This is a genomic window from Pseudoxanthomonas sp. G3 (genome assembly GCF_057654715.1).
Window position 1 is genome coordinate 1,426,361 of sequence record NZ_CM172805.1, and the last position, 24,375, is coordinate 1,450,735.

Below are 24,375 nucleotides of genomic sequence, written 5' to 3' on the forward strand. Positions count from 1 at the left end.
CAGGCGGCGCACGGAACGGGCCGGGGACGGGCCGGTCCGGTAAACTGGCGGCCTTTCCGACGCGCGGGTTTCCCATGCCGCTCAACCCCGACTCCCCCCTGGCCAAGCTCATGGCCACCCTGCCGCGTGCCGGCAAGGTGGAGTGGATCGGCCTGCGGCCGGCCCGCGATGAGATCATGGTGGCCACCGACGCGGTCGAGGTCGTCACCGGTGGCGGCCTGGTTGGCGACCGCTACAAGGGCGGCAGCGGCAAACGCGGCATCACCCTGATCCAGGCCGAGCACCTGCCGGTCATCGCCGCGCTCGCGCAGCGTCCGGACTTGGCGCCTTCGCTGCTGCGCCGAAACGTCGTCGTCTCCGGGATCCCGCTGGTCGCGCTGAAGGAACGTCGCTTCCGCATCGGCACCGCGGTGTTCGAGGGAACCGAGGACTGCGATCCCTGTTCGCGGATGGAAGACGCGCTGGGCCCGGGCGGCTACAACGCGATGCGCGGCCACGGTGGCCTGTGCGCGCGGATCGTCGAAGGCGGCACGTTCCGCATCGGCGACGCGGTGGAGGCGCTGTGATGCGCGGCCACTGCATCCTGTCGCACGGTTTCGAGAGCGGTCCCGACGCCACCAAGGTCACCGCGCTGGCCGATGTGGCCGAACGCCTGGGCTGGAGCCACGAGCGGCCGGACTACACCGATCTCGACGCCCGTCGCGATGTCAGTTCGCTGGGCGATGTCGTCGCGCGTCTGGAGCGCCTGCGCACGCTGGCGCAGGCCGCCGCGTCGCGTGGGCCGGTGGTGCTGGCCGGTTCCAGTCTGGGCGCCTACATCGCCGGTCGCATTTCGCTGGAGGTGCCGGTGCGCGGGCTGTTCCTGATGGCGCCGCCGATCAGCATGGGCCCGCTGCCGCTGTTGGACGCTGCAGCGGTGCCGGTTTCGGTCATCCATGGCTGGGACGACGAACTGATTCCCGCGCAGGCCGTGGTGGACTGGGCGCATGCGCGCCGCGCGCGCCTGTTGCTGGTCAACGACGGGCATCGTCTCTCCGATCATGTCGACGCTTCGGCGCAGGCGTTCGGGCAGCTGCTCGCCGCTCTCTGAAAACCGTCGTCCCGGCGTAGGCCGGGACCCAGCGACGTTGATCGCGGCGGACAAGTCACTGGGCCCCAGCCTGCGCCGGGGTGACGTCCATAACGAGGTTCCACTTTGAAGTTCTTCGTCTCCTGCGCCAAAGGCCTGGAATACCTGCTCGCGGACGAGCTGCTTGCGCTCGGCGTGCCCAAGGCTACCGCCACCATCGCTGGCGTCAACGCCGAGGGCGAGCCGGTGGATGCGCAGCGCGCCGTGTTGTGGTCGCGCCTGGCCAGCCGCGTGCTGTGGCCGATCGCCGAGTTCGAATGCGCGAACGAACAAGCGCTCTACGACGGCGTGATGGCGATCGCGTGGGAAAGCCACACCCGGCCGGAACTGACGCTGGCCGTGGACGCGCATGTTTCCGGCGAGGCGATCACCCACGCGCGCTATGCCGCGCAACGGGTGAAGGATGCCGTGGTCGACCGCCTGCGCCAGCAGGGCCTGGAGCGCCCCTCGGTGGACGTGGAGCAGCCGGACGTGCGCATCAACCTGTCGCTACGCAAAGGGCGCGCGACGGTGTCGATCGACCTGGGCGGCGGCCCGATGCACCGTCGCGGTTGGCGGCAGGCCCAGAACGACGCGCCGCTCAAGGAAAATCTGGCCGCGGCCGTGCTGATGCGTGGCGGTTGGCCGGTGATCTACCACGAGGGCGGCGCGCTGCTCGATCCGATGTGCGGCAGTGGCACGCTGTTGATCGAGGGCGCGTTGATGGCCGCGGATGTCGCTCCAGGTTTGCAGCGACACGGCAACGCGCTGCCGACCCGCTGGTCGGGCTTCGACGTGGCCGCGTGGCGCGCGCTGTTCGCCGAGGCCGTGCAGCGCGAATCGGACGGGCGCAAGGCGCTGCGGCCGGTGTTCTTCGGCAGCGACATCGATCTGGGCGCGATCCGCGCCGCGCGCGACAACGCGGTGTTGGCCGGCCTGGCCGGCCAGCTGCAGTTCGAGGCCCGCGACGTGGCGCAGCTGCCGACCCGCGAGGAGCCGCGCGGATTGGTGGTCTGCAATCCGCCGTACGACGAGCGCTTGGCGGCCGACGCCGAGCTGTACCACGCCCTCGGCGATGCGTTGCAGCGCGCCGTGCCGCAGTGGCGGGCCAGCCTGCTGTGCGGCAATGCCGATCTCGGCTATGCCACCGGCCTGCGCGCGGCCAAGAAGTACCAGCTGTTCAACGGCGCCATCGAGTGCGCGTTGATCGTCTGCGATCCCGTCGCCACGCCCGTCCGCGAGCCGCGCGAACCCAGGCCGTTGTCGGACGGTGCACAGATGGTCGCCAACCGCCTGCGCAAGAACATGAAGAAGTTCAAGCGCTGGCGCGAACAGGAACACGTGACCTGCTACCGCGCCTACGACGCCGACCTGCCCGAGTACGCGGCGGCCATCGATGTCTATGAGGAAGCGGGCGGGCAGGGCCGTACCTTCCTGCACGTGCAGGAGTATGCCGCGCCGGCGAGCATCCCCGAGCACGACGTGCGTCGCCGCTTCAGCGAACTGTTGGCCGCGACGCGCGAGGTCTTCGGCGTGCCGCAGGAACAGATCGCGGTGAAGGCGCGCGAGCGCGGCAAGGGCGGCTCCAAGTACGGACGCATGCAGCAACGCGACGAGTTCATCCTCGTGCGCGAGTCCGGCGCGTTGCTGCGGGTCAACCTGTTCGATTATCTCGATACGGGGCTGTTCCTCGACCATCGCCCGCTGCGCCGACGGATGGCCCAGGAAGCGCGCGGCAAGCGGTTCCTCAACCTGTTCTGCTACACCGGCGTGGCCAGCGTGCAGGCCGCCGTGACGGGGGCCTCCAGCACGACCAGCGTCGACCTGTCCGGTACCTACCTGCAGTGGTGTGCGGACAACCTCGCCGAGAATGGCCTGGGCGGCGCCAAGCACCGCCTCGTACAGGCCGATGCCGTGCGCTGGCTGGAAGCGGAGCAGGCCGAGTACGACCTGGTCTTCTGCGATCCGCCGACGTTCTCCAACTCCGCGCGCGCGGACGATTTCGATGTGCAGAAGGAGCACGTGCGGTTGCTGCGCGCCGCAGTGGCGCGGCTGGCGCCGGGCGGCGTGCTGTATTTCAGCAACAACTTCCGTCGCTTCCGGCTGGACGAGAACGCCGTGGCGGAATTTGCGCGCTGCGAGGAGATCAGCGCGGGCACGATCCCGCCGGATTTCGAGCGCAACGCCCGCATCCACCGCGCGTGGCGGCTGACACGGGCGTAAGCCGGCGCGTCAGCCGACAATCAGGACGAAGTCGCCGCGCTGCGAGGTCATTGACAGCGCCAGCGTGCTGCCCGTCGCGGCCAGGTCCGCCGCCGACAACCGTGTGGATGGCGGCTGCGCGCGGTACGCGGCGTCGTCGGGCAACGTGTCGCGTACCACGTAGCCCATCAGCACGTTGACCAGCTCGCCCAGTGCGTCCAGTGCGAGCTCGTCGTCGCACTGCTCCGGCGAGAGCGAGAGCAACGCGCAGGCCATCGCCTGCATGGTGGCACGGCTGCAGCCGACGCCGACCAGCAACGATTCGGAGGCGGAGGCGATACGCACGTGCGCGGTGACCTCGCAGGCATCGAGCGCGGCGTCGTTGGCGATGCCGGCGGCCTGGCACTGGCTGCCCACCAGACGCGGGAACAGGCGGTTGCAGACGCGGATCGCGCTGGTGACCGCATCGGCCCGGCCATGGCCGGCGATGCCCAAGGCGAGCGCGTGGTTGGCTTCATCGAGATCGCGGCGGTGCGCAACCAGTTCGGCCTCCAGTTGGTCGGCGCTCAATGCGCCCTGGTCGACCAGGATCTGGCCGAACAGCTTGCGGCCCTTCTTCTGCGCGGCGAGCAGCACATCGAGCTGGCCCTCGTTCAACCAGCCCATCTCGAGCGCGATGTCGCCGAAGCGTCGGTCCTCGGCGCGCTGGCGTTCGTTGATGCGGCGTGCCTGGGTGGCATCGAGCATGCCGTGGTGCACGGCGAGCTCGCCGAGCAGGGGATTGGAGGCGCGTTGCGCGTCGAGCGCGGCAAGGAGCTGCGCCGGGGAGATGGTGCCGCGTTCCAGCAGGAACTGGCCCAGGAATTTTGCTGCCATGGTGTTCGTCTCGTACGGAAGTGGGAAGGACGTGCGTGCGGTCAGGCGACCGCTTCGTGCAGCACGCGATCCATCACTTCCGGATCGATGGGTTTCTGCAGGTAGGACTTCGCTCCCAGTTTCAGGCATTCCTCGATATCGCTCTGCGCGCCGAGCGAACTGAGGATCACCACGCGGGCATCGGGATCCTGCGCGAGGATCCGGCCGAGGGCCTGCTTGCCATCGCACTCGGGCATCACCAGGTCCATCAGCACCACGTCCGGCTTCAGCGCCTGGTACTGGCTGACGGCTTCAAGACCGTTGCCGGCCTCGCCCACCACCTGGAAGCCGCAATCGTCGAGCTGGCGCGCCGCCAGCATGCGCAGCGCGCGTGAATCATCGCAAAGCAGAACCGTCGGACGTGACGTCATTTCAAGATCCCCCTGTGGATCGTGTTGGCCGCGCGCGGATGCGACGCGGGGCGACATGTAGGCCTTATCGGCGGGTCCAGGGAGTTCTTGAGTCGATCCGGTGTCAGTGCGTGGTGCTGTCCGCCAGCCTTTCTTCGATGCGGCTGAATGCGGAGTGCGCGCCGGCCGGCGAACCTCCGGCATCGGTCGCGAAGTACGCCACGCCGTTGCCGGTGCGCATGTCCACCCACAGCCCCGACCGCAAGCCATAGGCATCGCCGGAGTGACCGATGCGGGCCACGCCGTCGCCAAACGGATCATCGCCGCAGCCGGCGACCGGCGTCGCCAGCGTCTGCACGGCCAGGCCGTAGCGGCAGAAGAAGGCGTTCGCCGCGCTGATGCCGGTGTCTTCTTCATGGGTGACGCCGTTGCGGCCGTCGAAGGTCCATTGCGGCGTCACCAGCGTGGTAACGGAGGCGGGCGACAGCAAACGCACGCCGTCCACCTCGCCGTTGTTCAGCAGCAGCCGGCCGATCTTCGCCAGCCCGTTGGCGGAGATGCGTAGCCCGCCCTGGGGCGAGAACAACGCACCGTTCTCGCCGGCCTTCCAGCGGGCGAGGTCGCAGGGTTCGCCGTCGGCGACGACCACCGGGCAAGCCGGTTTGCCCGCACGGTTGTCGTCGCGGACCACCGCGCCGTCGCGGTACAGGACGACGGCGCGCGTCGCGGTGGCGTCGTCGCAGCCTGCCCAGTTGTAGCAGGCGTCGAGCTTCAGTGGCGCCAGCACCAGGCGGTGCATCAGCAGGTCGAAGCGCTCGCCGGTGGCGTTCTCCATCGCCATCGCGACCAGTGGGAAGTTGAGGTTGGTATAGCGGAAATGCGTGCCCGGCGCGTGCGCCTCGTCCCAAGCCTTCGGATCGTCGAGGATTGACTTCAGCGGCGTGCCCAGCGGCGTGGCGTAGTAGCCGGCGGCATCGGTCAGGCTGGAGCGATGCGAGAGCAGCAGGCGCAGGGTGATGGGCGTGTCCGGGTGGCGGGGATGGCGCAGCGTCCAGCCCAGGTAGGTCGAGACGTCTGCGTCGAGGTCGAGCGTGCCGGCTTCGACCAGCCGCATGACGCCGATCGACGTCAACAGCTTGGAGATCGAGGCGACGCGAACCGGATCGTCGGCCGTCACCCTGCGGCCGGTGGCCAGGTCGGCCGAGCCCTCTGCGCGCGTGGCGACGATGCCGTCGCGATCGAAGGCGACGCGAACCTGGGCGACGGGCTCGCCCGCCGATGCGACCGATGACGCCATCAGGCAGGCCAGCGAGGCGAAGACGCGGGGACGGGGGAAGTACATGGGCCAGTACCGTGCAGGAGCCGGCCCCGACTTTACTTCATCGTCGGCATCACAAACTCGGCCGCGTGGGTCTCCGGCCAGCGGGCGGTGATGGTTTTCAGGCGCGTGTAGAAGCGCACGCCGTCGGGGCCGTGCACGTGCAGCGAGCCGAAGATCGAGCGCTTCCAGCCACCGAAGCTGTGGAAGGCCATCGGCACCGGGATCGGCACGTTGATGCCGACCATGCCGGCCTGCACCCGATGCGCGAATTCGCGCGCCGCGCCGCCGTCACGGGTGAATACGGCGGTGCCGTTACCGTACTCGTGTTCGTTCACCAAGCGCAGCGCCGCGTCCAGATCCGGCACACGCATCACGCACAGCACCGGGCCGAAGATTTCTTCGCGGTAGATCCGCATGTCGGGCGTCACCCGGTCGAACAGGCAGCCGCCGAGGAAGAAGCCATCGGCGTGGCCATCGACGATGAGGCTGCGGCCGTCGACGACGAGGTCCGCACCCTCGGCGACGCCGGCATCGACGTAGCCGCGCACTTTGTCGCGGTGCGCGCCGGTGACCAGCGGGCCCATCTCGGGATCTTGGCAGCCGGGGCCGATCTTCAGTGCCGCCACCTTGGGTGCGAGCGTGGCCACCAGTGCATCGGCGGTGGCATCGCCCACGCAGACGGCGACCGAGATCGCCATGCAACGTTCGCCGGCCGAGCCATAGCCGGCGCCGAGCAGCGCGGAGACCGCGCCGTCGAGGTCGGCATCGGGCAGCACGACCATGTGGTTCTTCGCGCCGCCCAGTGCCTGCACGCGCTTGCCGTTGGCGCTGCCGCGCGCGTAGATGTATTCGGCGATCGGCGTGGAGCCGACGAAGCTCAGCGCCTGCACGCGCGGTTCGTCCAGCAGCGCATCCACCGCCACCTTGTCGCCGTGCACGACATTGAACACGCCATCCGGCAATCCCGCTCGCTTCAGCAGGTCGGCCATGAACAAGGCCGCAGACGGATCGCGCTCGGACGGCTTCAAAACGAAGGTGTTGCCGCACGCCAGCGCCACCGGGAACATCCACAGCGGCACCATCGCGGGGAAGTTGAACGGCGTGATGCCGGCCACGACGCCCAGCGGCGCGTATTCGCTCCACGAATCGACGTCGCGGCCGACGTTCATCGAATGCTCGCCCTTGAGCAGGTGCGGGATGCCGCAGGCGAACTCCACCACTTCCAGCCCGCGGGTCACTTCGCCACGGGCATCGGACAGCACCTTGCCGTGTTCGGACGTGATGATCTTCGCCAGGTCGCCGGCGTGCGTCTCCAGCAATTCCTTGAAACGGAACATCACCCGCGCACGATTCAGCGGCGTCGTTTCGGCCCAGGCCGGGAAAGCGGCGGACGCGGCGTCCACCGCCTGTTTCACGTCATTGGCCGAGGCCAGCGGCACGCGCGCGGTGACGGTGCCGGTGGCGGGGTCGTAAACATCGCCGAAGCGGTCGCCCGCGCCGGCGGCTGTGTGTCCGTTGATGAAGTGGGAAATCGCTTCGGCCATGGCGGACTACCTGGTGGAATCCCTCGCCCCGCGTGCGGAGAGAGAGTGCCCGGAGGGCGGGTGAGGGGCGACGGCGCCCTTGTCGAGAATGCGATGCGGTGTATCGAGTGTCCGAACGTTCGAGTTCCGGTTGCCATGCGGAATGAGGCGGCTCCGGCGTGCCCCTCATCCGCCCTTCGGGCACCTTCTCCCCGCTCGCGCAGGGAGAAGGAAACAGCGGCTTACGCCAGCGCCTCGCGCGCCGGCACGTACGCGTAGCCCAGGTCGTCGGCGACGGCCTTGTAGGTCACCTTGCCGGCGTGCACGTTCAAGCCGTTGAGCAGGTGCTCGTCGTCCAGCAGGGCCTGCTTCGCACCCTTGTTTGCCAGCTGCACGGCGAAGGGCAGGGTGGCGTTGGTCAGCGCGAACGTGGACGTGCGGGCGACGCCGCCGGGCATGTTGGCCACGCAGTAGTGGATGATGCCGTCCACTTCGTACGTCGGATTCTGGTGCGTGGTGGCCTTCGAGGTCTCGAAGCAGCCGCCCTGGTCGATCGCCACGTCCACCAGCACCGAGCCGGGACGCATCAGCTTCAGCTGGTCGCGCGACACGAGCTTGGGCGCGGCGGCGCCGGGGATCAGCACCGCGCCGATCACCAGGTCGGTGTCCGGCAGGCGTTCTTCGATGGCGTCGCGGGTCGAGTAGATGGTGGTCAGCTGGTGGCCGTACAGCTCGTCCAGGTACTTCAGGCGGTCGAGCGAGCGGTCGAGGATGGTGACGTGCGCATTCATGCCCATCGCCATGCGGGCGGCGTTGATGCCGACCACGCCGCCGCCGATCACCAGCACTTCGGCCGGCTTCACGCCGGGCACGCCGCCGAGCAGCACGCCGGAACCGCCCTGCGCTTTCTCCAGCGCATGCGCGCCGGCCTGGATCGACATGCGGCCGGCCACTTCGGACATCGGCGCGAGCAGCGGCAGGCCGCCCTTGCGGTCGGTGACGGTTTCATAGGCGATGCAGGTGGCGCCGGAGGCGACCAGCGCTTTCGTCTGTTCCGGGTCGGGCGCGAGGTGCAGGTAGGTGTAGAGCACCTGGCCGGGGCGCAGCATGGCGCACTCGTTCGGCTGCGGCTCCTTCACCTTGATGATCATGTCGGCGCGGGCAAAGATCTCTTCGGCCGTGTCGACGATCTGCGCGCCCGCCTTGACGTACTGCTCGTCGGTCAGGCCGATGGCCTTGCCGCCGTCGCGCTGGACGATGACCTGGTGGCCATTCGAGACCAGCTCGCGCGCACCGGACGGGGTAAGTCCGATGCGGTATTCGTGGTTCTTTATTTCCTTGGGGACGCCAATCAGCATGTTGCTCTCCAGTAGCGGGATGGGGCTTCGCGCGCGGGGGAGCGCTGTGGCCGTTGGTCCGTAATTTTACGCGGTTGCCCGTATGGTGTCCGCCAGGATGTTCACGATCCGGTCGATGTGGTCCTTCTCCACGATCAGCGGAGGCGACAGGGCGATGACGTCGCCGGTCACCCGGGTCAGCAAGTGGCCTTCGTGGAAGGCGCGGGCGAAGACGTCGTAGGCCCGGGTCCCAGGCGCGCCCGCGCGCGGCGCCAGCTCGATGGCGCCGACGAGGCCGAAGTTGCGGATGTCGATGACGTTCGGCAGCCCCTTCAGCGAGTGCAGCGCGTCCTGCCAGTAGTCGCCCAGGCTGAGCGCCTTGTCGAACAGGTTCTCTTCCTCGTAGGTATCCAGCGTGGCGAGCGCGGCGGCGCAGGCCAGCGGATGCCCGGAGTAGGTGTAGCCATGGAACATGTCGATGGCGTTGTCCGGCCCGCTCATGAAGGCCTCGAACAGGCGTTCGGAGACGAAGGTGGCGCCCATCGGCACGCAGCCGTTGGTGATGCCCTTCGCCGCGGTGATCATGTCCGGCGTGACGCCGAAGCGCTGCGCGCCGAAGGCATGGCCGACGCGGCCGAAGCCGGTGATCACTTCGTCGAAGATCAGCAGGATGCCGTGCTTGTCGCAGATCTCGCGCAGCCGCTGCAGGTAGCCCTGCGGTGGGATGACCACGCCGGCCGATCCGGAGATCGGCTCGACGATGACGGCCGCGATCGTGGAGGCGTCGTACAGGGCGATCTGCCGCTCAAGATCCTCGGCCAGTTCGATGCCGTGCGGCGGCAGGCCCTTCGAGAATGCGTTGCGCGACACGTCCAGCGTGTGCCGGATATGCGACACCGCCGGCAGGCCGGGACCGAACCATTTGCGGTTGTTCGGCAGGCCACCTACGGACATGCCGCCGAAGCCGACGCCGTGGTAACCCTTCTCGCGGCCGATGAAGCGCGTCCGCTGGCCTTCGCCGCGCACGCGGTGGTAGGCCAGGGCGATCTTCAGCGCGCTGTCGACGGCTTCCGACCCGGAGTTGCTGAAGAACACCTTGTTCAGATCGCCCGGCGTCAGCGCGGCCAGGCGCTCGGCCAGCTTGAACGGCAGCGGCGAGCTCATCGAGAAATTGGGCGCGAAGTCCAGCGTACCGACCTGTTGCTTCACCGCTTCGACGATGCGCGGCCGGGCATGGCCGGCGTTGCAGCACCACAGGCCTGCGGTGGCATCCAGCACCTCGTGGCCGTCGACATCCTTGTAGTACATGCCCGACGCGCTCGCCAGCAGGCGCGGCTTGGCCTTGAACTGCTTGTTGGCGGTGAACGGCATCCAGAAGTGGTCCAGCGAACCGGGCGCTTCCAGGTTCTGGCGTGCGTAGTGGTCGGCCAGGGCGGCTGAGGTGTCGTCGGCGCTCATCGCGGCTCCAGGGGGGGACGGGACGGATGCGGGCAGCTTAGCGCGTTGAAAAAACTTTACAACCGTGCCGGAGGTTGGATTCCCGGTTCAAACGTGCGCCAGCCCGCCATCGTTCATCGGCCGAGCAAATCGCCGGAAAAGCCCGGATTGACCGGCCGGTCCCCGGGTGTAAAGTATCCCGCAACACTTTCCGCTTTCCTGTCAGGGTGGTGATGGACATCGGCGCACGCCTGCAACTGGTCCGCAAATCCAAAGGCCTCAGCCAGCGCGAGCTGGCCAAGCGCGTGGGCGTTACCAACAGCACCATCTCGCTGATCGAGCAGAACAAGGTCAGCCCGTCGGTCAGCTCGTTGAAGAAGGTGCTGGACGGTATCCCGATTTCGCTGGCCGACTTCTTCACCCTGGACCTGGAGAAGGGGCTGCCGGACAGCCCGTTCTACGTCGCGGAGGAGTTGCCCGATGTCGGGAGCAACGGTATCCACTACTTCCTCGTCGGACAGCACCGCCCGCAGCGGCAGATGTGCATCCTGCGCGAAGTGATGCCGCCGGGCAGCGATACCGGCGACAGCATGCTGGCGCACGACGGCGAGGAAGGCGGCGTGGTGATCGCCGGCGAAGTGGAAGTCACTGTCGGCGAGCAGGTCCGCGTCTTGAAGGCCGGCGAGGGCTATTACTTCGAAAGCCGGACGCCGCACCGCTTCCGCAATGTCGGCGATGTCGACGCGGTGATCGTCAGCGCCAATACACCGGCGACGTTTTGAAATCATCCCCCTCTCCCAACGGGAGAGGGGTTGGGGTGAGGGGCGATGGAGTCCGGATGATTCGGACAACGCATCTCCGCTCTCCCCTCCATCCGGCGCTTTGCGCCACCTTCTCCCGCTGGGAGAAGGGAACACAGCCAGGAGCTTCGATGAGCAATCCCCGCACGCAACAGGACTGGCAGGCGATGGCCGGTGCGCTGTCGATCCGTACGCAGGCTTTCATCGACGGCAAGTACGTCGATGCCGCTTCGGGCAAGACGTTCGAGTGCGTCAGCCCGATCGATGGGCGCGTGCTGGGCCAGGTGGCCGACGGCCAGGAAGAGGACATCAACCGCGCCGTCGCCGCTGCGCGCCGCAGTTTCGAGGCGGGCGCGTGGTCCAACGCGCGTCCGACGCATCGCAAGAAGGTGCTGCTCAAGCTCACCCAGCTGATCGAACGGCACGCCGATGAACTGGCATTGCTGGAATCGCTGGACATGGGCAAGCCGGTCGGCGACGCGCGCAGCGTCGACATCGCGGCGACCATCCGCTGCATGGGCTGGACTGCCGAGGCGCTGGACAAGGTGTATGGCGAAGTCGCCGCCACCGGTCAGGACGAACTCGGCCTGGTGACGCGCGAGCCGTTGGGCGTGATCGGTGCCATCGTGCCGTGGAACTTCCCGCTGCTGATGGCGACGTGGAAGCTGGCGCCCGCGCTGGCGATGGGCAATTCCATCGTGCTCAAGCCGTCGGAGAAATCGCCGCTGACCGCAATCCGCCTGGCCGAGCTCGCGATCGAAGCCGGCATCCCCGCCGGCGTGCTCAACGTGGTGCCCGGCTTTGGCAAGACGGCCGGCGAGCCGCTGGCGCTGCACATGGATGTGGACGGGCTGGTGTTCACGGGCTCCACCGCGGTCGGTAAGCGCCTACTGCAGTGCGCCGGCCTGTCGAACATGAAACGCGCCTACATGGAGTGCGGCGGCAAGAGCCCGAACATCGTCTTCGCCGATGCGCACGACCTGGAGGTCGCGGCGAAGGCCGCGGCCGGCGGCATCTTCTACAACCAGGGCGAAGTCTGCACGGCGGCCTCGCGCCTGCTGGTCGAGCGCTCCATCAAGGACGAGTTCGTCGCCCGCGTGGTCGAGGCGGGCAAGGCGATGCGTCCGCGCCATCCGCTCGATCCCGGCGCGCCGATGGGCGCGATGGTCGACGAAGGGCAGACGCAGCGCGTGCTCGGCTACATCGAGAAGGGCAAGGCCGAAGGCGCGCGCCTGGCGCTGGGCGGGCAGCGTGCCGAGGTGGTGAGCGGTGGCTGCTACATCGAGCCGACCGTGTTCGACGATGTGGCACACGAGCACACCATCAGCCGCGAGGAGATCTTCGGGCCTGTCCTGTCGGTGATCGCGTTCGACAGCGAGGAAGAAGCGCTGCGGATGGCCAACGACAGCGAGTACGGCCTGGCGGCTGGCGTGTGGACGCGCGACATCAGCCGCGCGCACCGCGTGGCGCGCAAGCTGCGCGCGGGCAGCGTGTGGGTGAACTATTGGGACGGCGGCGACATGACCGCGCCGTTCGGCGGCTACAAGCAGTCCGGCAACGGCCGGGACAAGTCGCTGCACGCCTTCGACAAGTACACCGAGATCAAGGCGACCTGGATCAATCTGGGCAGCTGAGCGTGTTTCCTGTGGGAGCGACGTAAGTCGCGATGCCGATGTCTGCCAAACCGGACGGAGGTCGCGACTTACGTCGCTCCCACAGCCCCTTGTCCGTTCTGCCAGAATCGCCCACGTCCCACCGACAGGCCCGTCCATGACCGCTACCGTCGTTGCCTCCGCGCCTGCCAACTCGCCACGGCGCGTGCTGTTCGCCAGTCTGATCGGCACCACGATCGAGTTCTTCGATTTCTACATCTACGCCACGGCGGCGGTGATCGTCTTTCCGAAACTGTTCTTCCCGCAAAGCGACCCGGCCAGCGCCACCCTGCAGTCCTTCGCCACCTTCGCGCTGGCTTTCATCGCGCGGCCGGTGGGCTCGGCGCTGTTCGGTCACTTCGGCGACCGCATTGGCCGCAAGGCGACCTTGGTGGCGGCGTTGCTGACGATGGGCATCTCCACGGTCGTCATCGGCCTGTTGCCGACATACGCGCAGGTGGGCGTGCTGGCGCCGGCGTTGCTGGCGCTGTGCCGGCTGGGTCAGGGCATCGGTCTGGGCGGCGAATGGGGTGGTGCGGTGTTGCTGGCGACCGAGAACGCACCGCCGGGCAAGCGCGCGTGGTACGGCATGTTCCCGCAGTTGGGCGCGCCGATCGGCTTCCTGTGCTCGACCGGCATCTTCCTGCTGCTGACCGAAATGATGACCGACGCGCAGTTCCTGGCATGGGGTTGGCGCATCCCGTTCCTGGCCAGCGCGGCGTTGGTGTTCGTGGGCCTGTGGGTGCGCCTGCGGATCACCGAGACACCGGATTTCAAGAAGGCGCTGGACAAGGACGAGCGCGTGAAAGTGCCGATGCTCACCGCGGTGCGCGAGCATCCGTTCGCGCTGCTGGCGGGCACGTTCGCGCTGGTGGCGACCTTCGTGCTGTTTTACCTGATGACCGTGTTCGCGCTCAGCTGGGGCACGTCCAAGCTCGGTTATTCGCGTGAGCATTTCCTGATGCTGCAGATGGTCGGCGTGCTGTTCTTCGCACTGACCATCCCGCTGTCGGCGCTGTATGCGGACCGCTACGGCCGGCGCAACGCGATGATCGTGGCGACGGTGCTGATCATCGGCTTCGGTTTCGTCTTCGCGCCATTGCTCGAATCGGGCAGCGACCTGGGCGTGCTTGCCTTCCTGGCGCTGGGGCTGGGCGCGATGGGGCTGACCTACGGGCCATGCGGGACGATCCTGGCGGAGATGTTCCCTACCGCCGTGCGCTATACCGGCGCGTCGCTGGCGTTCAACCTGGCTGGCATCCTGGGCGCGTCGCCGGCGCCCTACATCGCCACGCGGCTGGGCGAACGTTATGGGCTCGCGTCGGTGGGCTGGTATCTGGCAGCGATGGCGGTCATGACGTTGCTGGCGCTGGTGGTGATGCCGCGCCGCCGGTGAGGCGCGCATGCGGCGCCATGCGTTCGTGCGCATGGCGCACGCTACGATCTCCCCGTCGTGATCCACGTAGCGTGCGCCCCGCGCACGACCGCAAGATCTGTCCCCAAACGCATAACGCCCGTCACCCGAACAGTCGCTTCACCGTGCGGCTGAGCCAGCCACCCTGCTGGTGCTCGCGTACGAACTGGTTGAGGTGTCGTTTGACCGTGTCCGCATAAGCCTTGTCGTCGTTGCGGATATGGTTGAACAGCCAGCGCGACAGCATGCTGCGCAGTTCGTCGACGATGTCCTCGCCAGCCTGGAAGCGCAGGCGGTACTCGGACACGCGTTTGGTGAACACCTCGTGCACACGCTTGTGCGCGGCGCTGAACGGGTAGCCCGCCTCCTCCATCAGCTCTTCCTCGAAGGCGAAGTGGGATAGGGTGTAGTCGACCAGTTCGTCGATCACCTCGCCAACGGCGAAGCGTTCCATCGATTTCTGGGTGACGTGGAGGTGGTTGATCATCTCCACGATGCGGCGGTGCTGGCCATCGATGATGTCGATGCCCGTGTCCATGTCGTCCTGCCAGATCAGCAGTGTCATCGCGCGTCCCCTGCCGGCGGATGCCGGAATGCAGGGAAATCTAGGTGCGCGCCCGCGCCGCGGCATTGATTGGGATCAATGCTGCGACAGGAAGTCGCAGGACGTTGTCGGGATGCAAAGTGTGGGAGCGACGTAAGTCGCGAGCTTTTACCTCAGCGAAGGCAGAGCTCGCGACTTACGTCGCTCCCACAGAAGAGGTCCCTCCTCAAGGAGAGGGTCTCAGCCGTTCGACACCACGCGGTTCCGGCCACCAGCCTTAGCCAGGTACAGGCGTCGGTCGGCTTCGCTCAGCAGGTGGTTGAGGGTCTGCCCGGGGAAGCGCGTGCGGAACGCGCCGATGCTGACCGTCATCTTCAACTTGCGTTCGCCGATGTCGACCTCGAGCGCCTCGATGGCGGCGCGCAGCGACTCGAAGTACTCCACCGACTCGCTTTCTCCCAGATAGGGCACCAGCGCGCAGAACTCTTCGCCGCCGAAGCGTGCGACCAGGTCCTGTGTTCCGGCATGGCGCGCGATGGTCTGCGCGACCGCCTTCAGCGCCACGTCGCCCGCCTCGTGGCCGTAGGTGTCGTTGATGTGCTTGAAATGATCGATGTCGATGATGGCCGCGGTTACCGCCTGCTGCCGGCCCAGCGTGTTGGGCAGCAGCGCGTGGCACTCGGCCAGGAAGTGGCGGCGGTTCGGCAGGCCGGTCAGGAAGTCGCGCGTGGCCAGATCCTGCAGCGTGCCGATCAGCTCCAGCTGGTCGATGTTCTGCGATACACGGCAGAAGAACTCTTCGCGCGAGAACGGCTTGTGCAGGAAATCGTTGGCGCCGCTCTTCAGGAAGCGCGGCACCAGGCTGCCGTCGCTGGTGCCGGAGATGCCGATGATGGCCAGGTGGTCGCGGGCGTGGCGGGCGCGCAGGCGACGGGTGAATTCGTGCCCCTTCATGCCGGGCATTTCCTGGTCGACGATGGCCAGGCGGATGTCGGGATTCGCATCCAGCATGGCCAGGCCGGCCTCGCCATCGGCGGCCTCGACCACGCGGAAGCCGTACATCGACAGCAGCGCGGCCGCGTGCTGCCGGGCGGAGCGCGAGTCGTCGACGATCAGCGCCGCGATGCGCCGGTTGCGCTCCAGCCGCTGCACCAGCCACACCAGGTAATCGATGCTGCCGGGCGTGTTCTTCAATACGTAGTCCACCACCTGCCGACGCAGCACCTGTTCGCGCATGGCGTCGTCATAGACGCCGCTGACCACCACGGTGGGCAACTGGCGGGACAGGAAGAACTCCACGACCTCGTCGTGGCTGCCGTCGGCCAGCACCAGGCTGGTGACCGCCATGAACCAGTCCGGGTGCCGCTCCAGCGCCGCGCGTGCTTCGGCGAGCGTGGCGGCGTAGACGACGGGCAGGTTGAGCTTCTGCTCGATCGCCTCGCCGATCAGGCGGGCATGCGTGCGCGAGTTCTCCACCACCAGGATGCGCTGGGGCAGCGGGGACGGGCTGGCGGGTGCGGGCGAAGCACGCAGGGGTGTCGGCATCGTCATGGGCGTTACGGAGGTTCCATGCCTCCCTATCGGCACGCCGGCCGTGGACTTGAGAGCGCCATCACGAAAATGAAGCGCGCTGGCGGCGACCTACCAGAGCGCGTCGCGCAGCTTGTACCAGGCCATCGCGGCCACCAGCAGCGGCGTGCGCAGGGCGCGTCCGCCAGGGAACGGGTGGTGGTCGATCTTCGCGAACAGGTCCAGTCGCTCCGATTGTCCGCGGATCGCCTGGGCGAGGGTGGTGCCGGCCAGGCCGGCGGCGATCAGTCCGTGTCCGGAGAAGCCCTGGGCGAAATAGAGGTTCGGCGCCAGCCGACCCCAGTGCGGCGCGCGGTTGAGCGAGATGTCGATCATCCCGCCCCAGAGGTAGTCGATACCGACGTCGCGCAACTGCGGGAACACGCGGTGCATGCGCCGGGCCATCACTCCGCGTAGGTTGGGAGGAGGCAGGGTGGAGTAGCTCGCGCGGCCGCCGAACAGCACGCGGTGGTCGCGGCTCAGACGGAAGTAGTCCAGCGCCCAGTTGGTGTCGGCCACCGCCATGTCGTTGCGGATCAGGGCGCGCGCGCGCTCCTCGCCCAGCGGCGGTGTGGCCGCGATGTAGGTGCCCACCGGCATCACCCGCGACTCGAGTTCCGGCGCGACGCCGCGCACCAGCGCATTCCCGGCCAGGATGACGTTGTCGCAGACGACCTCGCCGGTCGCGGTCTTCAGCACGGGCCGTGCACCACGCACCAGTTGCGTGACGCGCGAGCCTTCGAAGATCCGCACGCCGGCCTCCAGCGCGGCGCGGCCCAGCCCCAGCGCGTAGGCGAGCGGATGCAGGTGGCCGCTCACCGGGTCGTACATCGCCCCAAGGTAGCGGTCGCTGGCCAGTTCGCTACGCAGCCGCTCGCGGCTCCACCACTGCACCGGGTGGCCGTAGCGGGTGTTGAAGTCCTCGATGGCATGTTCGACCTCGCGCTGCTGGCGCGGCTTGATCGGGACGGTCGCGTGGCCGTCGCGCCAGTCGCAGTCGATCCCGTGGCGGTCGATGCGGCCACGCAGCCAGCGCAGGCCGTCGACGGACAGGTCGAACATCTTCTTCGCGTCGTCGAAGCCGACCAGCGCTTCCAGCTTGGCTTCGCCGCAACCGAAACCCGCGATGGCCTGGCCGCCGTTGCGACCCGAGGCACCCCAGCCGATGCGCTCAGCCTCCAGCACCACGACCTTGTAACCGGCCTCGGCCAGCTCCAGCGCCGCCGACAGTCCGGTATAGCCGGCGCCGAGGATGCAGACGTCGGCGTCGATGCGTCCTGCCAGCACCGGCTGCGCGGGTAGCGGTGGGGTGCTGGCGGCGTACCACGACGCAGGGTAGCTACCGGAACTCATGGACACCTCGTGCCGTCGTTCCGGCGTACGCCGGAATCCAGTGTCTTTGTCCTTGTTGTCTGGGCGGCTGTGGATGTCGCAGAAAGCAAAGGCGCTGGGTCCCGGCGTGCGCCGGGATGACGGAAGGGGCGCCGGAGTGGGCGGGTCCGCGCCTCATCACACCGCCCGCAGGTACCACGCGTACTCCAGGTCGGTCACCTCGGTGTAGAAGCTGTGCATTTCCTTGAGCTTCTGCTGGCCGTAGATGTGCAGGAACGCCGTGCCGAACTGCTCGCGGATGAATTCGCTGCCCATGAAGGCGGCGATCGCTTCGCGCCAGAACGGCGTGCGGATCTCGGTCTGGTCGTAGGCGTTGCCGGTCACCGGCGGGCCGGGGTCGAAGCCGTGTTCGATCCCGTGCAGCATGCCGGCCAGCACGGCGGCGGTGACGAGGTAAATGTTGGCGTCGGCGCCCGCGATGCGGTGTTCGATGCGGGTGTTGGCCTCGTCGCTGTGCGGGATGCGCATGGCGACGGTGCGGTTGTTGTAACCCCACACGTCGTTGAGCGGAACGAAGGCGTTGAGCACGAAGCGCCGGTAGCTGTTGGCATGTGGGGCGAACAGCAGCAGGCAGTCCTGGTCGCTGCGCTGCAGGCCGCCGATGGCGTGCTTCAACGCGTCGGCGGGGGCGTCCTGTGGCGAGGCGAAGATGTTGCGGCCCTCGCCATCCAGCACGCTCGCGTGGATGTGCATGCCGCTGCCGGCCTGGCCGGCGAACGGCTTGGCCATGAAGCTGGCCATCAGGCCCTGCTGCTGCGCGACGGCCTTGATCGCGCGCTTGAGGTAGATGGCGTCGTCGCAGGCGAGCAGCGCGTCGTCGCGATGCTTGAGGTTGATCTCGAACTGGCCCGGCGCGTACTCGGCCACCGCGGTGTCGGCGGGAATGCGCTGTGCGCGGCATGCCGCGGCGACCGCGTCGGTGAAGCCGCGGTAGTCGTTCAGGTCTTCCATGTAGTAGACCTGCGTGCTGGTGTTGCGCTGGCCCGTCGCCGGATTGATCGACGTGCGCGGGCGGCCGGCATCGTCCATCCGCTGGTCGAACAGGTAGAACTCCAGTTCCACCGCGACCACGGGCTTCAGCCCATGCGCGGCGTAGCGCGCGAGCACGCGCTTCAGCACTTCGCGCGGGTTAGCCTCGAACATGCCGCCCTGCGCATCCTCCATGCTCAGCAGCAGCTGTGCGGCCGGACGGGGCGACCACGGTACCGCCCGCAGCGAGCCCGGCACGGGGCGGCAGACGCGGTCCTCGTCGCCGATGTCGTACCCCAGTCCGGTCTCCTCCACCGTGTTGCCGGTGATGTCGGTGGCGATCAGCGACATCGGCAGGCAGACGCCGTCGCGGTACACCTTCTCCAGCGCGTCGCGGGTCACCCGCTTGCCGCGCAGCAGCCCGTTCATGTCCGGCAACAGCAGGTCGATCTGCTCGCAGTCGGGCAGGGAGGCCAGCGTGGCGGCATCGTCGGCAGGCAGGGGAGACGCGGCGGAATCGGGGCGCATGAGGGCGTTCCTGGAGGCTGCGGCGCAGCTTAGCAGAGCAGCGGGCGCGTCAAGAATACTCAACGCAGGAATTCCCGCGCACCACGAAAACGCCCTAAATGGGTGCCGCGCCGCACCATATCGGCGCCGAAATCGTCGCGAGAGGAGTTCGTGTTGTAAAAATAAAACGGCCGGGTTAACTTCCTTGGAAGCCACTCCCGGGCTTCCTGCATGACCCCGCTGCCGCGGGTCGGTCTGCCGACCGACCACAAGCAAATCGGTGCGCATCCCTTCCTCGCCGTGGGCGAGAAGTACGTGCGCGCGGTGGTCGACGGGGCCGGCTGCCTGCCGCTGCTGGTGCCGACGCTGGACCCGGTGCTTCCGCTGCACGAGGTGCTGGCCGGCCTGGACGGGCTGCTGCTGACCGGCGCCGTCAGCAACATCGAACCGCACCATTACAGCGACGAGTCCAGCTACGAGGGCAACCTGCTGGATCCGCGCCGCGATGCGACCAATCTGCCGCTGATCCCGCTCGCCATCGAGATGGGCGTGCCGGTGCTGGCGATCTGCCGCGGTTTCCAGGAAGTGAACGTGGCCTTCGGTGGCAGCCTGTACCAGAAGGTGCACGAGCAGCCCGGCTTCATGGACCACCGCGAGAACAAGGACGATCCGCTGGATGTGCAGTACGGTCCGGCGCACGACGTCGTGCTGGTGCCGGGCGGCTTGCTGGCCACGTTGGCCGGCGACACACGGGCCGTCGTGAATTCCTTGCATGGCCAGGGCGTGCGTCGCCTGGGCGAAGGCCTGGTGGTCGAAGCGCAGGCACCGGACGGCCTGATCGAAGCGTATCGCCATGACGGCCCGGCCTTCATGCTCGCCGTGCAATGGCATCCGGAATGGAAGGTGCGGGAGAACCCGTTCTATCTCGCGATCTTCCGTGCCTTCGGCGATGCCTGTCGCGTGCGCGCGGCGCGGAGAACGTCATGAGGCGGCGGCACCCGCCGCCATGGGAGGGCGGACGCTGACGCGTCCGTGCGGCTTCGTGCCCGGCGACACCACGCCGGCCTTTCCTCCTGACCGACTTCGTTCCCATGAGCCAGAAACAATCCCAACGCAAGAAGACCGAAACACCTGAACCGTCCGAGAGTTCGCTGCGACGTTGGCTGAAGGAACGCCGCATCACCGAGGTCGAATGCCTGGTGCCGGACATCACCGGCAACGCGCGCGGCAAGATCATCCCGGCCGACAAGTTCAGCCACGACTACGGCACGCGCCTGCCGGAGGGCATCTTCGCCACCACGGTCACCGGCGATTACCCGGACGACTATTACGAACTGACGTCGCCCTCGGATTCGGACATGTTCCTGCGGCCGGACCCGGACACCGTGCGCATGGTGCCGTGGGCGACCGACCCGACCGCGCAGGTCATCCACGATTGCTACACCAAGGAGGGCAAGCCGCATGAGCTGGCGCCGCGCAGCGTGTTGCGTCGCGTGCTGGCCGCCTACGAAAAGGAAGGCCTGCGCCCGGTGGTGGCGCCGGAGCTGGAATTCTTCCTGGTGCAGAAGAACACCGATCCGGATTTCCCGCTGTTGCCGCCCGCAGGCCGCTCCGGACGTCCGGAGACGGCACGGCAGTCGTATTCGATCGACGCGGTCAACGAGTTCGACCCCATCCTCGACCTGATGTACGACTACTGCGAGGCGATGGAGCTGGACGTGGATACGCTGATCCACGAATCCGGCGCCGCCCAACTGGAAGTGAACTTCACCCACGACGATGCCCTGTCGCGCGCCGACCAGGTGTTCCTGTTCAAGCGCACCATGCGCGAGGCGGCCCTGCGCCATGGCGTGTACGCCACCTTCCTGGCCAAGCCGATGGAGAACGAGCCTGGCAGCGCCATGCACATCCACCAGAGCCTGGTGGACATCAAGTCGGGCCGCAACGTGTTCACCGGCAAGTCGGAAGGCAAGGGCAGCAAGGTTTTCGGCCACTACCTGGCCGGCCTGCAGAAGTACGTGCCGATGGCGATGGCGTTCTTCGGCCCCAACGTCAATTCCTACCGCCGGCTCGCGCTGGGCCAGGTGGCGCCGATCAACGTGCAGTGGGGCTACGACAACCGCACCTGCGGCCTGCGCGTGCCGATGGACACGCCGGAGAACATGCGCGTGGAGAGCCGTTTCGCCGGCTCGGACGCCAATCCCTACCTGTCCATGGCCGGCACTCTGGCCTGCGGCCTGATGGGCATCCGCGAGCAACTCAAGCCCACCGAGCCGCTGACCAGCAGCGCCCAGGACATCGGCTTCGAGCTACCGCGCTCGCTGGGCGAGGCGCTGGACGAACTGGAAGGCTGCAAGCCGCTGCAGGAGCTGATGGGCGCGCGCTTCGTCCGCGCCTACATCTCGGTCAAGCGCAAGGAGTACGAAACCTTCTTCCGCGTGATCAGTTCGTGGGAGCGGGAGTTCCTGTTGTTGAACGTCTGATAGTTGTTCCCTTCTCCCGCCGGGAGAAGGTGGCGCGAAGCGCCGGATGAGGGTGTGGCGACATCGGGAGGGTTCACCTTTGATGATGCCGCCGGACCCTCACCCCAACCCCTCTCCCGGTGGGAGAGGGGCTCGATATCACGGAGCCCTTATGACCCGACTCGACACCCGCACCCTGCAGCAGCTCGACGCCGAGCACCACCTGCATCCGTTCAACGACAACGCCGCGCTGGCCAAGCGAGGCACGCGCATCCTGACCAAGGGCGAGGGGTGCTATGTCTGGGACGCGGAGGGCAACCAACTGCTCGACGCGTTCGCCGGCCTGTGGTGCGTCAACATCGGCTATGGCCGCAAGGAACTGGGCGAGGTCGCGTCGAAGCAGATGACACAACTGGCGTACTACAACAGTTTCTTCCAGTGCACGACCGAGCCGACCATCGAACTGGCGGCCAAGCTCGCCGAACTCGCGCCGGGCGATCTCAACCACGCCTTCTTCGTCAACTCCGGCTCGGAGGCGAACGATACGATTCTGCGCCTGGTGCGGCATTTCTGGGCCGTGCAGGACAAGCCGCAGAAGAACATCTTCATCGGCCGCCACGATGGTTACCACGGCACCACCATGGCCGGCGCCAGCCTCGGCGGCATGAAGGGCATGCACAAGCAGGGCGGCCTGCCGATTCCGGATATCCACCACATCGATCCGCCGTTCTGGTTCGCCGACGGCGGCGATCTGTCCGAGGACGAGTACGGCTTGGTCGCGGCGCGCCGGCTGGAACAGAAGATCCTGGAACTGGGGCCGGACCGCGTGGCGGCCTTCATCGGCGAACCGATCATGGGCGCCATCGGCGTCTACATTCCGCCGAAAACCTACTGGCCCGAGATCGAGCGCATCTGCCGCAAGTACGACGTGCTGTTGGTGGCCGACGAAGTGATCTGCGGCTTCGGCCGCACCGGTGAGTGGTTCGGTTCGCAGTACTTCGGGTTCCAGCCGGACATCATGCCGGTGGCCAAGGGCATCACCTCCGGTTACATCCCGCTGGGGGCGGCGATGTTCAATGACCGCATCTCGAAGGTCCTGAAGGAGCAGGGAGGAGAACTGGCGCACGGCGCCACGTATTCGGGCCATCCGGTCTGCGCGGCGGTGGCGTTGGAGAACATCCGCATCCTGCAGGAAGAAAAGATCGTCGAGCGCGCGAAGACCGAAGTGGCGCCGTACCTGGCCCAGCGCTGGGCCGAACTGGGCGAACACCGGCTGGTGGGGCAGGCCCGCATTGCCGGCATGGTCGGCGCGCTGGAGCTGGTGCCGGACAAGGGCAAGCGCGCGTTCTTTCCCGAACGCGGCACGGTCGGCCCGCGCTGCCGCGACCACGCGCTGAAGCACGGACTGATCCTGCGCGCCACCTGGGACGCGATGCTGCTGTCGCCGCCGTTGGTGATCACCCGCGCGCAGGTCGACGAGCTGTTCGACAAGACGTGGAAAGCGCTCAACGACACCGCGACGGACCTGGGGTTATAGGTGCGGGCGAGCGTGCGCTGCCTCACGGCGCCGCACCCCGGGCGTATGATGGTTCCCTCCCCCGATCCTGTTCCATGGAGACCCCGATGAAGCTCAAGACCCTCACCGTCATGCTGGCCGCCGCCGTCCTGGCCGCCTGTGGCGGCAAGGACGAAAAGGCCGCCGCCGACGCACCGTCCAAGGCGCTCAACGTCTACAACTGGTCCGACTACATCGCCGAGGACACCATCCCCAATTTCGAGAAGGCCACCGGCGTCAAGGTGACCTACGACGTGTTCGACAGCGATGAGATGGTCGAGACCAAGCTGCTGGCCGGCAGCAGCGGCTACGACGTGGTCGTGCCGTCGCTGAGTTTCCTGGGCCGGCAGATCCAGGCCGGCGTGTTCCTGCCGCTGGACAAGAGCAAGATCCCCAACCTGAAGAACCTCGACCTGGCCATGCTCAAGCGCATCGAGCAGCAGGACCCGGGCAACCAGTACGCCGTGCCGTACCTGTGGGGCACCAGCGGCATCGGCTACAACGTCGACAAGATCAAAACGATCTTCGGCGATACCGCCATTACCGGCAGCTGGGACGTGGTGTTCAAGCCTGAGAACGCGGCCAAGCTGAAGGACTGCGGTATCACCGTGTTGGATACGCCGTCGGAACTGATCCCGATCGCGCTGAACTACCTGGGCGAAGATCCGCACAGCTTCGACCCGGCCGTCATCGACAAGGCGGCGGCGCTGCTGAAGACGATCCGGCCGTACATCCGCAACTTCCATTCGTCCTCGTACATCAACGACCTCGCCAACGGCGACGTCTGCCTGGTGGTCGGGTGGTCGGGCGACGTCATCCAGGCGCGCGACCGCGCCGCCGAAGCCGGCAACGGCGTCAACGTGGCGTATTCGATCCCGAAGGAAGGCGCGCCGCAGTGGTTCGACATGCTGGCGATCCCGAAGGACGCCAAGAACGTCGACAGCGCCTACGCCTTCATCAACTACCTGTTGGACCCGAAGGTCGCGGCGGCGAACACCAACTTCGTGACCTACCCGAATCCGGTGCCGTCGTCCAAGCCGATGGTGGACAAGGCGATCGCGGACGACCCGACGATCTATCCGCCGGCCGACGTGGACGCGAAACTCTTCACCTTCGCGATCCTGCCGCCTGAGGTGGATCGCCAGTACACGCGCATCTGGACGGAACTGAAGACCGGACGCTGAAGCACACGAGGGCGCGGGCCGTGACGGACGCGCCCTTTGCCATGGTGGCGCCGCACGCGCGAGCGGACGGCGCCACCGCAGAGGGAGGGGAGAAGGGGAGCAACGACGGCACGGAACCGGCCACTGCAATGACA

Annotated in this window: 20 protein-coding genes; 10 read left to right on the top strand and 10 right to left on the bottom strand. The window is 67.4% G+C overall.

All coding sequences use genetic code 11. The features are described 5' to 3' along the window. Positions 1-74: 74 nt before the first annotated feature. The 3 genes from AC23D6_RS06770 to rlmKL all read left to right on the top strand — a co-directional run bounded on the left by AC23D6_RS06770 (position 75) and on the right by rlmKL (position 3,331). A complete protein-coding gene (locus AC23D6_RS06770; RefSeq protein ID WP_487752016.1) occupies positions 75-566 on the top strand; it encodes an MOSC domain-containing protein in 492 nt (163 codons plus the stop codon). Next, positions 563-1,090 carry an alpha/beta hydrolase gene (locus tag AC23D6_RS06775; protein WP_487752017.1) on the top strand — a complete coding sequence of 176 codons (528 nt, stop codon included), beginning with the start codon at positions 563-565 and terminating at the stop codon, positions 1,088-1,090. The genes AC23D6_RS06770 and AC23D6_RS06775 overlap by 4 nt, the downstream gene beginning before the upstream one ends. A 105-nt stretch (positions 1,091-1,195) precedes the next feature. Further along, positions 1,196-3,331: a bifunctional 23S rRNA (guanine(2069)-N(7))-methyltransferase RlmK/23S rRNA (guanine(2445)-N(2))-methyltransferase RlmL gene (gene rlmKL / locus AC23D6_RS06780; RefSeq protein WP_487752018.1), complete on the top strand. Its 2,136-nt coding sequence runs from the start codon at positions 1,196-1,198 to the stop codon at positions 3,329-3,331. Positions 3,332-3,340: 9 nt separating this feature from the next. Here the strand turns inward: rlmKL and AC23D6_RS06785 are convergent, their stop codons facing one another. From AC23D6_RS06785 to aptA, 6 genes are all read right to left on the bottom strand, one after another. Continuing rightward, positions 3,341-4,186: a cyclic di-GMP-binding domain-containing protein, MshE-related gene (locus AC23D6_RS06785; RefSeq protein WP_487752019.1), complete on the bottom strand. Its 846-nt coding sequence runs from the start codon at positions 4,184-4,186 to the stop codon at positions 3,341-3,343. Between the two features lie 41 nt (positions 4,187-4,227). Continuing rightward, complete coding sequence (locus AC23D6_RS06790) at positions 4,228-4,596, bottom strand: response regulator (protein ID WP_487752020.1); 369 nt, start codon at positions 4,594-4,596, stop codon at positions 4,228-4,230. 103 nt (positions 4,597-4,699) lie between these two features. Next, the gene (locus AC23D6_RS06795; RefSeq protein WP_487752021.1) at positions 4,700-5,917 is read right to left on the bottom strand and encodes a serine hydrolase domain-containing protein; all 1,218 of its coding nucleotides are present in this window, start codon (positions 5,915-5,917) and stop codon (positions 4,700-4,702) included. A 32-nt stretch (positions 5,918-5,949) separates the two neighbouring features. Then, positions 5,950-7,440, bottom strand: a complete 1,491-nt coding sequence (locus AC23D6_RS06800; RefSeq protein ID WP_487752022.1) for a CoA-acylating methylmalonate-semialdehyde dehydrogenase — start codon at positions 7,438-7,440, stop codon at positions 5,950-5,952. A gap of 221 nt (positions 7,441-7,661) precedes the next feature. Continuing rightward, positions 7,662-8,777, bottom strand: coding sequence for an alanine dehydrogenase (gene ald, locus AC23D6_RS06805; RefSeq protein ID WP_487752023.1), 1,116 nt, complete (start codon positions 8,775-8,777; stop codon positions 7,662-7,664). 66 nt (positions 8,778-8,843) lie between these two features. Further along, entirely contained in the window at positions 8,844-10,214 is a 1,371-nt protein-coding gene (gene aptA, locus AC23D6_RS06810; protein WP_487752024.1) for an omega-aminotransferase AptA, read from the bottom strand. Positions 10,215-10,426: 212 nt separating this feature from the next. Here aptA and AC23D6_RS06815 point away from each other — a divergent pair, with 212 nt between their 5' ends. The 3 genes from AC23D6_RS06815 (at position 10,427) to AC23D6_RS06825 (ending at position 14,041) form a co-directional block, all read left to right on the top strand. Beyond that, a complete protein-coding gene (locus AC23D6_RS06815) occupies positions 10,427-10,975 on the top strand; it encodes a cupin domain-containing protein (RefSeq protein ID WP_487752025.1) in 549 nt (182 codons plus the stop codon). Positions 10,976-11,124: 149 nt separating this feature from the next. After that, positions 11,125-12,627, top strand: a complete 1,503-nt coding sequence (locus AC23D6_RS06820; RefSeq protein ID WP_487752026.1) for an aldehyde dehydrogenase — start codon at positions 11,125-11,127, stop codon at positions 12,625-12,627. 136 nt (positions 12,628-12,763) lie between these two features. Then, on the top strand, positions 12,764-14,041 hold the full coding sequence (locus AC23D6_RS06825; RefSeq protein WP_487752027.1) for an MFS transporter: 1,278 nt from the start codon (positions 12,764-12,766) through the stop codon (positions 14,039-14,041). A 121-nt stretch (positions 14,042-14,162) separates the two neighbouring features. Here the strand turns inward: AC23D6_RS06825 and AC23D6_RS06830 are convergent, their stop codons facing one another. The 4 genes from AC23D6_RS06830 to AC23D6_RS06845 all read right to left on the bottom strand — a co-directional run bounded on the left by AC23D6_RS06830 (position 14,163) and on the right by AC23D6_RS06845 (position 19,061). After that, positions 14,163-14,624, bottom strand: a complete 462-nt coding sequence (locus tag AC23D6_RS06830) for a bacteriohemerythrin (RefSeq protein WP_487752028.1) — start codon at positions 14,622-14,624, stop codon at positions 14,163-14,165. A gap of 219 nt (positions 14,625-14,843) precedes the next feature. Beyond that, positions 14,844-16,148: a diguanylate cyclase gene (locus tag AC23D6_RS06835; protein WP_487752029.1), complete on the bottom strand. Its 1,305-nt coding sequence runs from the start codon at positions 16,146-16,148 to the stop codon at positions 14,844-14,846. 96 nt (positions 16,149-16,244) lie between these two features. Then, positions 16,245-17,525 (bottom strand): NAD(P)/FAD-dependent oxidoreductase, encoded by a 1,281-nt coding sequence (locus AC23D6_RS06840; protein ID WP_487752030.1) that lies wholly within the window; start codon positions 17,523-17,525, stop codon positions 16,245-16,247. A 156-nt stretch (positions 17,526-17,681) separates the two neighbouring features. Continuing rightward, complete coding sequence (locus AC23D6_RS06845; protein WP_487752031.1) at positions 17,682-19,061, bottom strand: glutamine synthetase family protein; 1,380 nt, start codon at positions 19,059-19,061, stop codon at positions 17,682-17,684. Positions 19,062-19,271: 210 nt separating this feature from the next. Here AC23D6_RS06845 and AC23D6_RS06850 point away from each other — a divergent pair, with 210 nt between their 5' ends. From AC23D6_RS06850 to AC23D6_RS06865, 4 genes are all read left to right on the top strand, one after another. Continuing rightward, the gene (locus tag AC23D6_RS06850) at positions 19,272-20,027 is read left to right on the top strand and encodes a gamma-glutamyl-gamma-aminobutyrate hydrolase family protein (RefSeq protein ID WP_487752032.1); all 756 of its coding nucleotides are present in this window, start codon (positions 19,272-19,274) and stop codon (positions 20,025-20,027) included. A gap of 104 nt (positions 20,028-20,131) precedes the next feature. Next, positions 20,132-21,523, top strand: coding sequence for a glutamine synthetase family protein (locus tag AC23D6_RS06855; RefSeq protein ID WP_487752033.1), 1,392 nt, complete (start codon positions 20,132-20,134; stop codon positions 21,521-21,523). A gap of 151 nt (positions 21,524-21,674) precedes the next feature. After that, the gene (locus AC23D6_RS06860) at positions 21,675-23,039 is read left to right on the top strand and encodes an aspartate aminotransferase family protein (RefSeq protein WP_487752034.1); all 1,365 of its coding nucleotides are present in this window, start codon (positions 21,675-21,677) and stop codon (positions 23,037-23,039) included. Positions 23,040-23,125: 86 nt separating this feature from the next. After that, entirely contained in the window at positions 23,126-24,241 is a 1,116-nt protein-coding gene (locus AC23D6_RS06865) for a polyamine ABC transporter substrate-binding protein (protein WP_487752035.1), read from the top strand. The last annotated feature ends 134 nt before the right edge of the window (positions 24,242-24,375 follow it).

Bases quoted from the DNA above. Each gene is read 5' to 3' on its own strand.
- AC23D6_RS06770 (WP_487752016.1), top strand. From the start codon at position 75: ATGCCGCTCAACCCCGACTCCCCCCTGGCCAAGCTCATGGCCACCCTG.
- AC23D6_RS06785 (WP_487752019.1), bottom strand. From the start codon at position 4,186: ATGGCAGCAAAATTCCTGGGCCAGTTCCTGCTGGAACGCGGCACCATC.
- AC23D6_RS06790 (WP_487752020.1), bottom strand. From the start codon at position 4,596: ATGACGTCACGTCCGACGGTTCTGCTTTGCGATGATTCACGCGCGCTG.
- AC23D6_RS06795 (WP_487752021.1), bottom strand. From the start codon at position 5,917: ATGTACTTCCCCCGTCCCCGCGTCTTCGCCTCGCTGGCCTGCCTGATG.
- AC23D6_RS06800 (WP_487752022.1), bottom strand. From the start codon at position 7,440: ATGGCCGAAGCGATTTCCCACTTCATCAACGGACACACAGCCGCCGGC.
- ald (WP_487752023.1), bottom strand. From the start codon at position 8,777: ATGCTGATTGGCGTCCCCAAGGAAATAAAGAACCACGAATACCGCATC.
- aptA (WP_487752024.1), bottom strand. From the start codon at position 10,214: ATGAGCGCCGACGACACCTCAGCCGCCCTGGCCGACCACTACGCACGC.
- AC23D6_RS06815 (WP_487752025.1), top strand. From the start codon at position 10,427: ATGGACATCGGCGCACGCCTGCAACTGGTCCGCAAATCCAAAGGCCTC.
- AC23D6_RS06820 (WP_487752026.1), top strand. From the start codon at position 11,125: ATGAGCAATCCCCGCACGCAACAGGACTGGCAGGCGATGGCCGGTGCG.
- AC23D6_RS06825 (WP_487752027.1), top strand. From the start codon at position 12,764: ATGACCGCTACCGTCGTTGCCTCCGCGCCTGCCAACTCGCCACGGCGC.
- AC23D6_RS06830 (WP_487752028.1), bottom strand. From the start codon at position 14,624: ATGACACTGCTGATCTGGCAGGACGACATGGACACGGGCATCGACATC.
- AC23D6_RS06835 (WP_487752029.1), bottom strand. From the start codon at position 16,148: ATGCCGACACCCCTGCGTGCTTCGCCCGCACCCGCCAGCCCGTCCCCG.
- AC23D6_RS06840 (WP_487752030.1), bottom strand. From the start codon at position 17,525: ATGAGTTCCGGTAGCTACCCTGCGTCGTGGTACGCCGCCAGCACCCCA.
- AC23D6_RS06845 (WP_487752031.1), bottom strand. From the start codon at position 19,061: ATGCGCCCCGATTCCGCCGCGTCTCCCCTGCCTGCCGACGATGCCGCC.
- AC23D6_RS06850 (WP_487752032.1), top strand. From the start codon at position 19,272: ATGACCCCGCTGCCGCGGGTCGGTCTGCCGACCGACCACAAGCAAATC.
- AC23D6_RS06855 (WP_487752033.1), top strand. From the start codon at position 20,132: ATGAGCCAGAAACAATCCCAACGCAAGAAGACCGAAACACCTGAACCG.
- AC23D6_RS06860 (WP_487752034.1), top strand. From the start codon at position 21,675: ATGACCCGACTCGACACCCGCACCCTGCAGCAGCTCGACGCCGAGCAC.
- AC23D6_RS06865 (WP_487752035.1), top strand. From the start codon at position 23,126: ATGAAGCTCAAGACCCTCACCGTCATGCTGGCCGCCGCCGTCCTGGCC.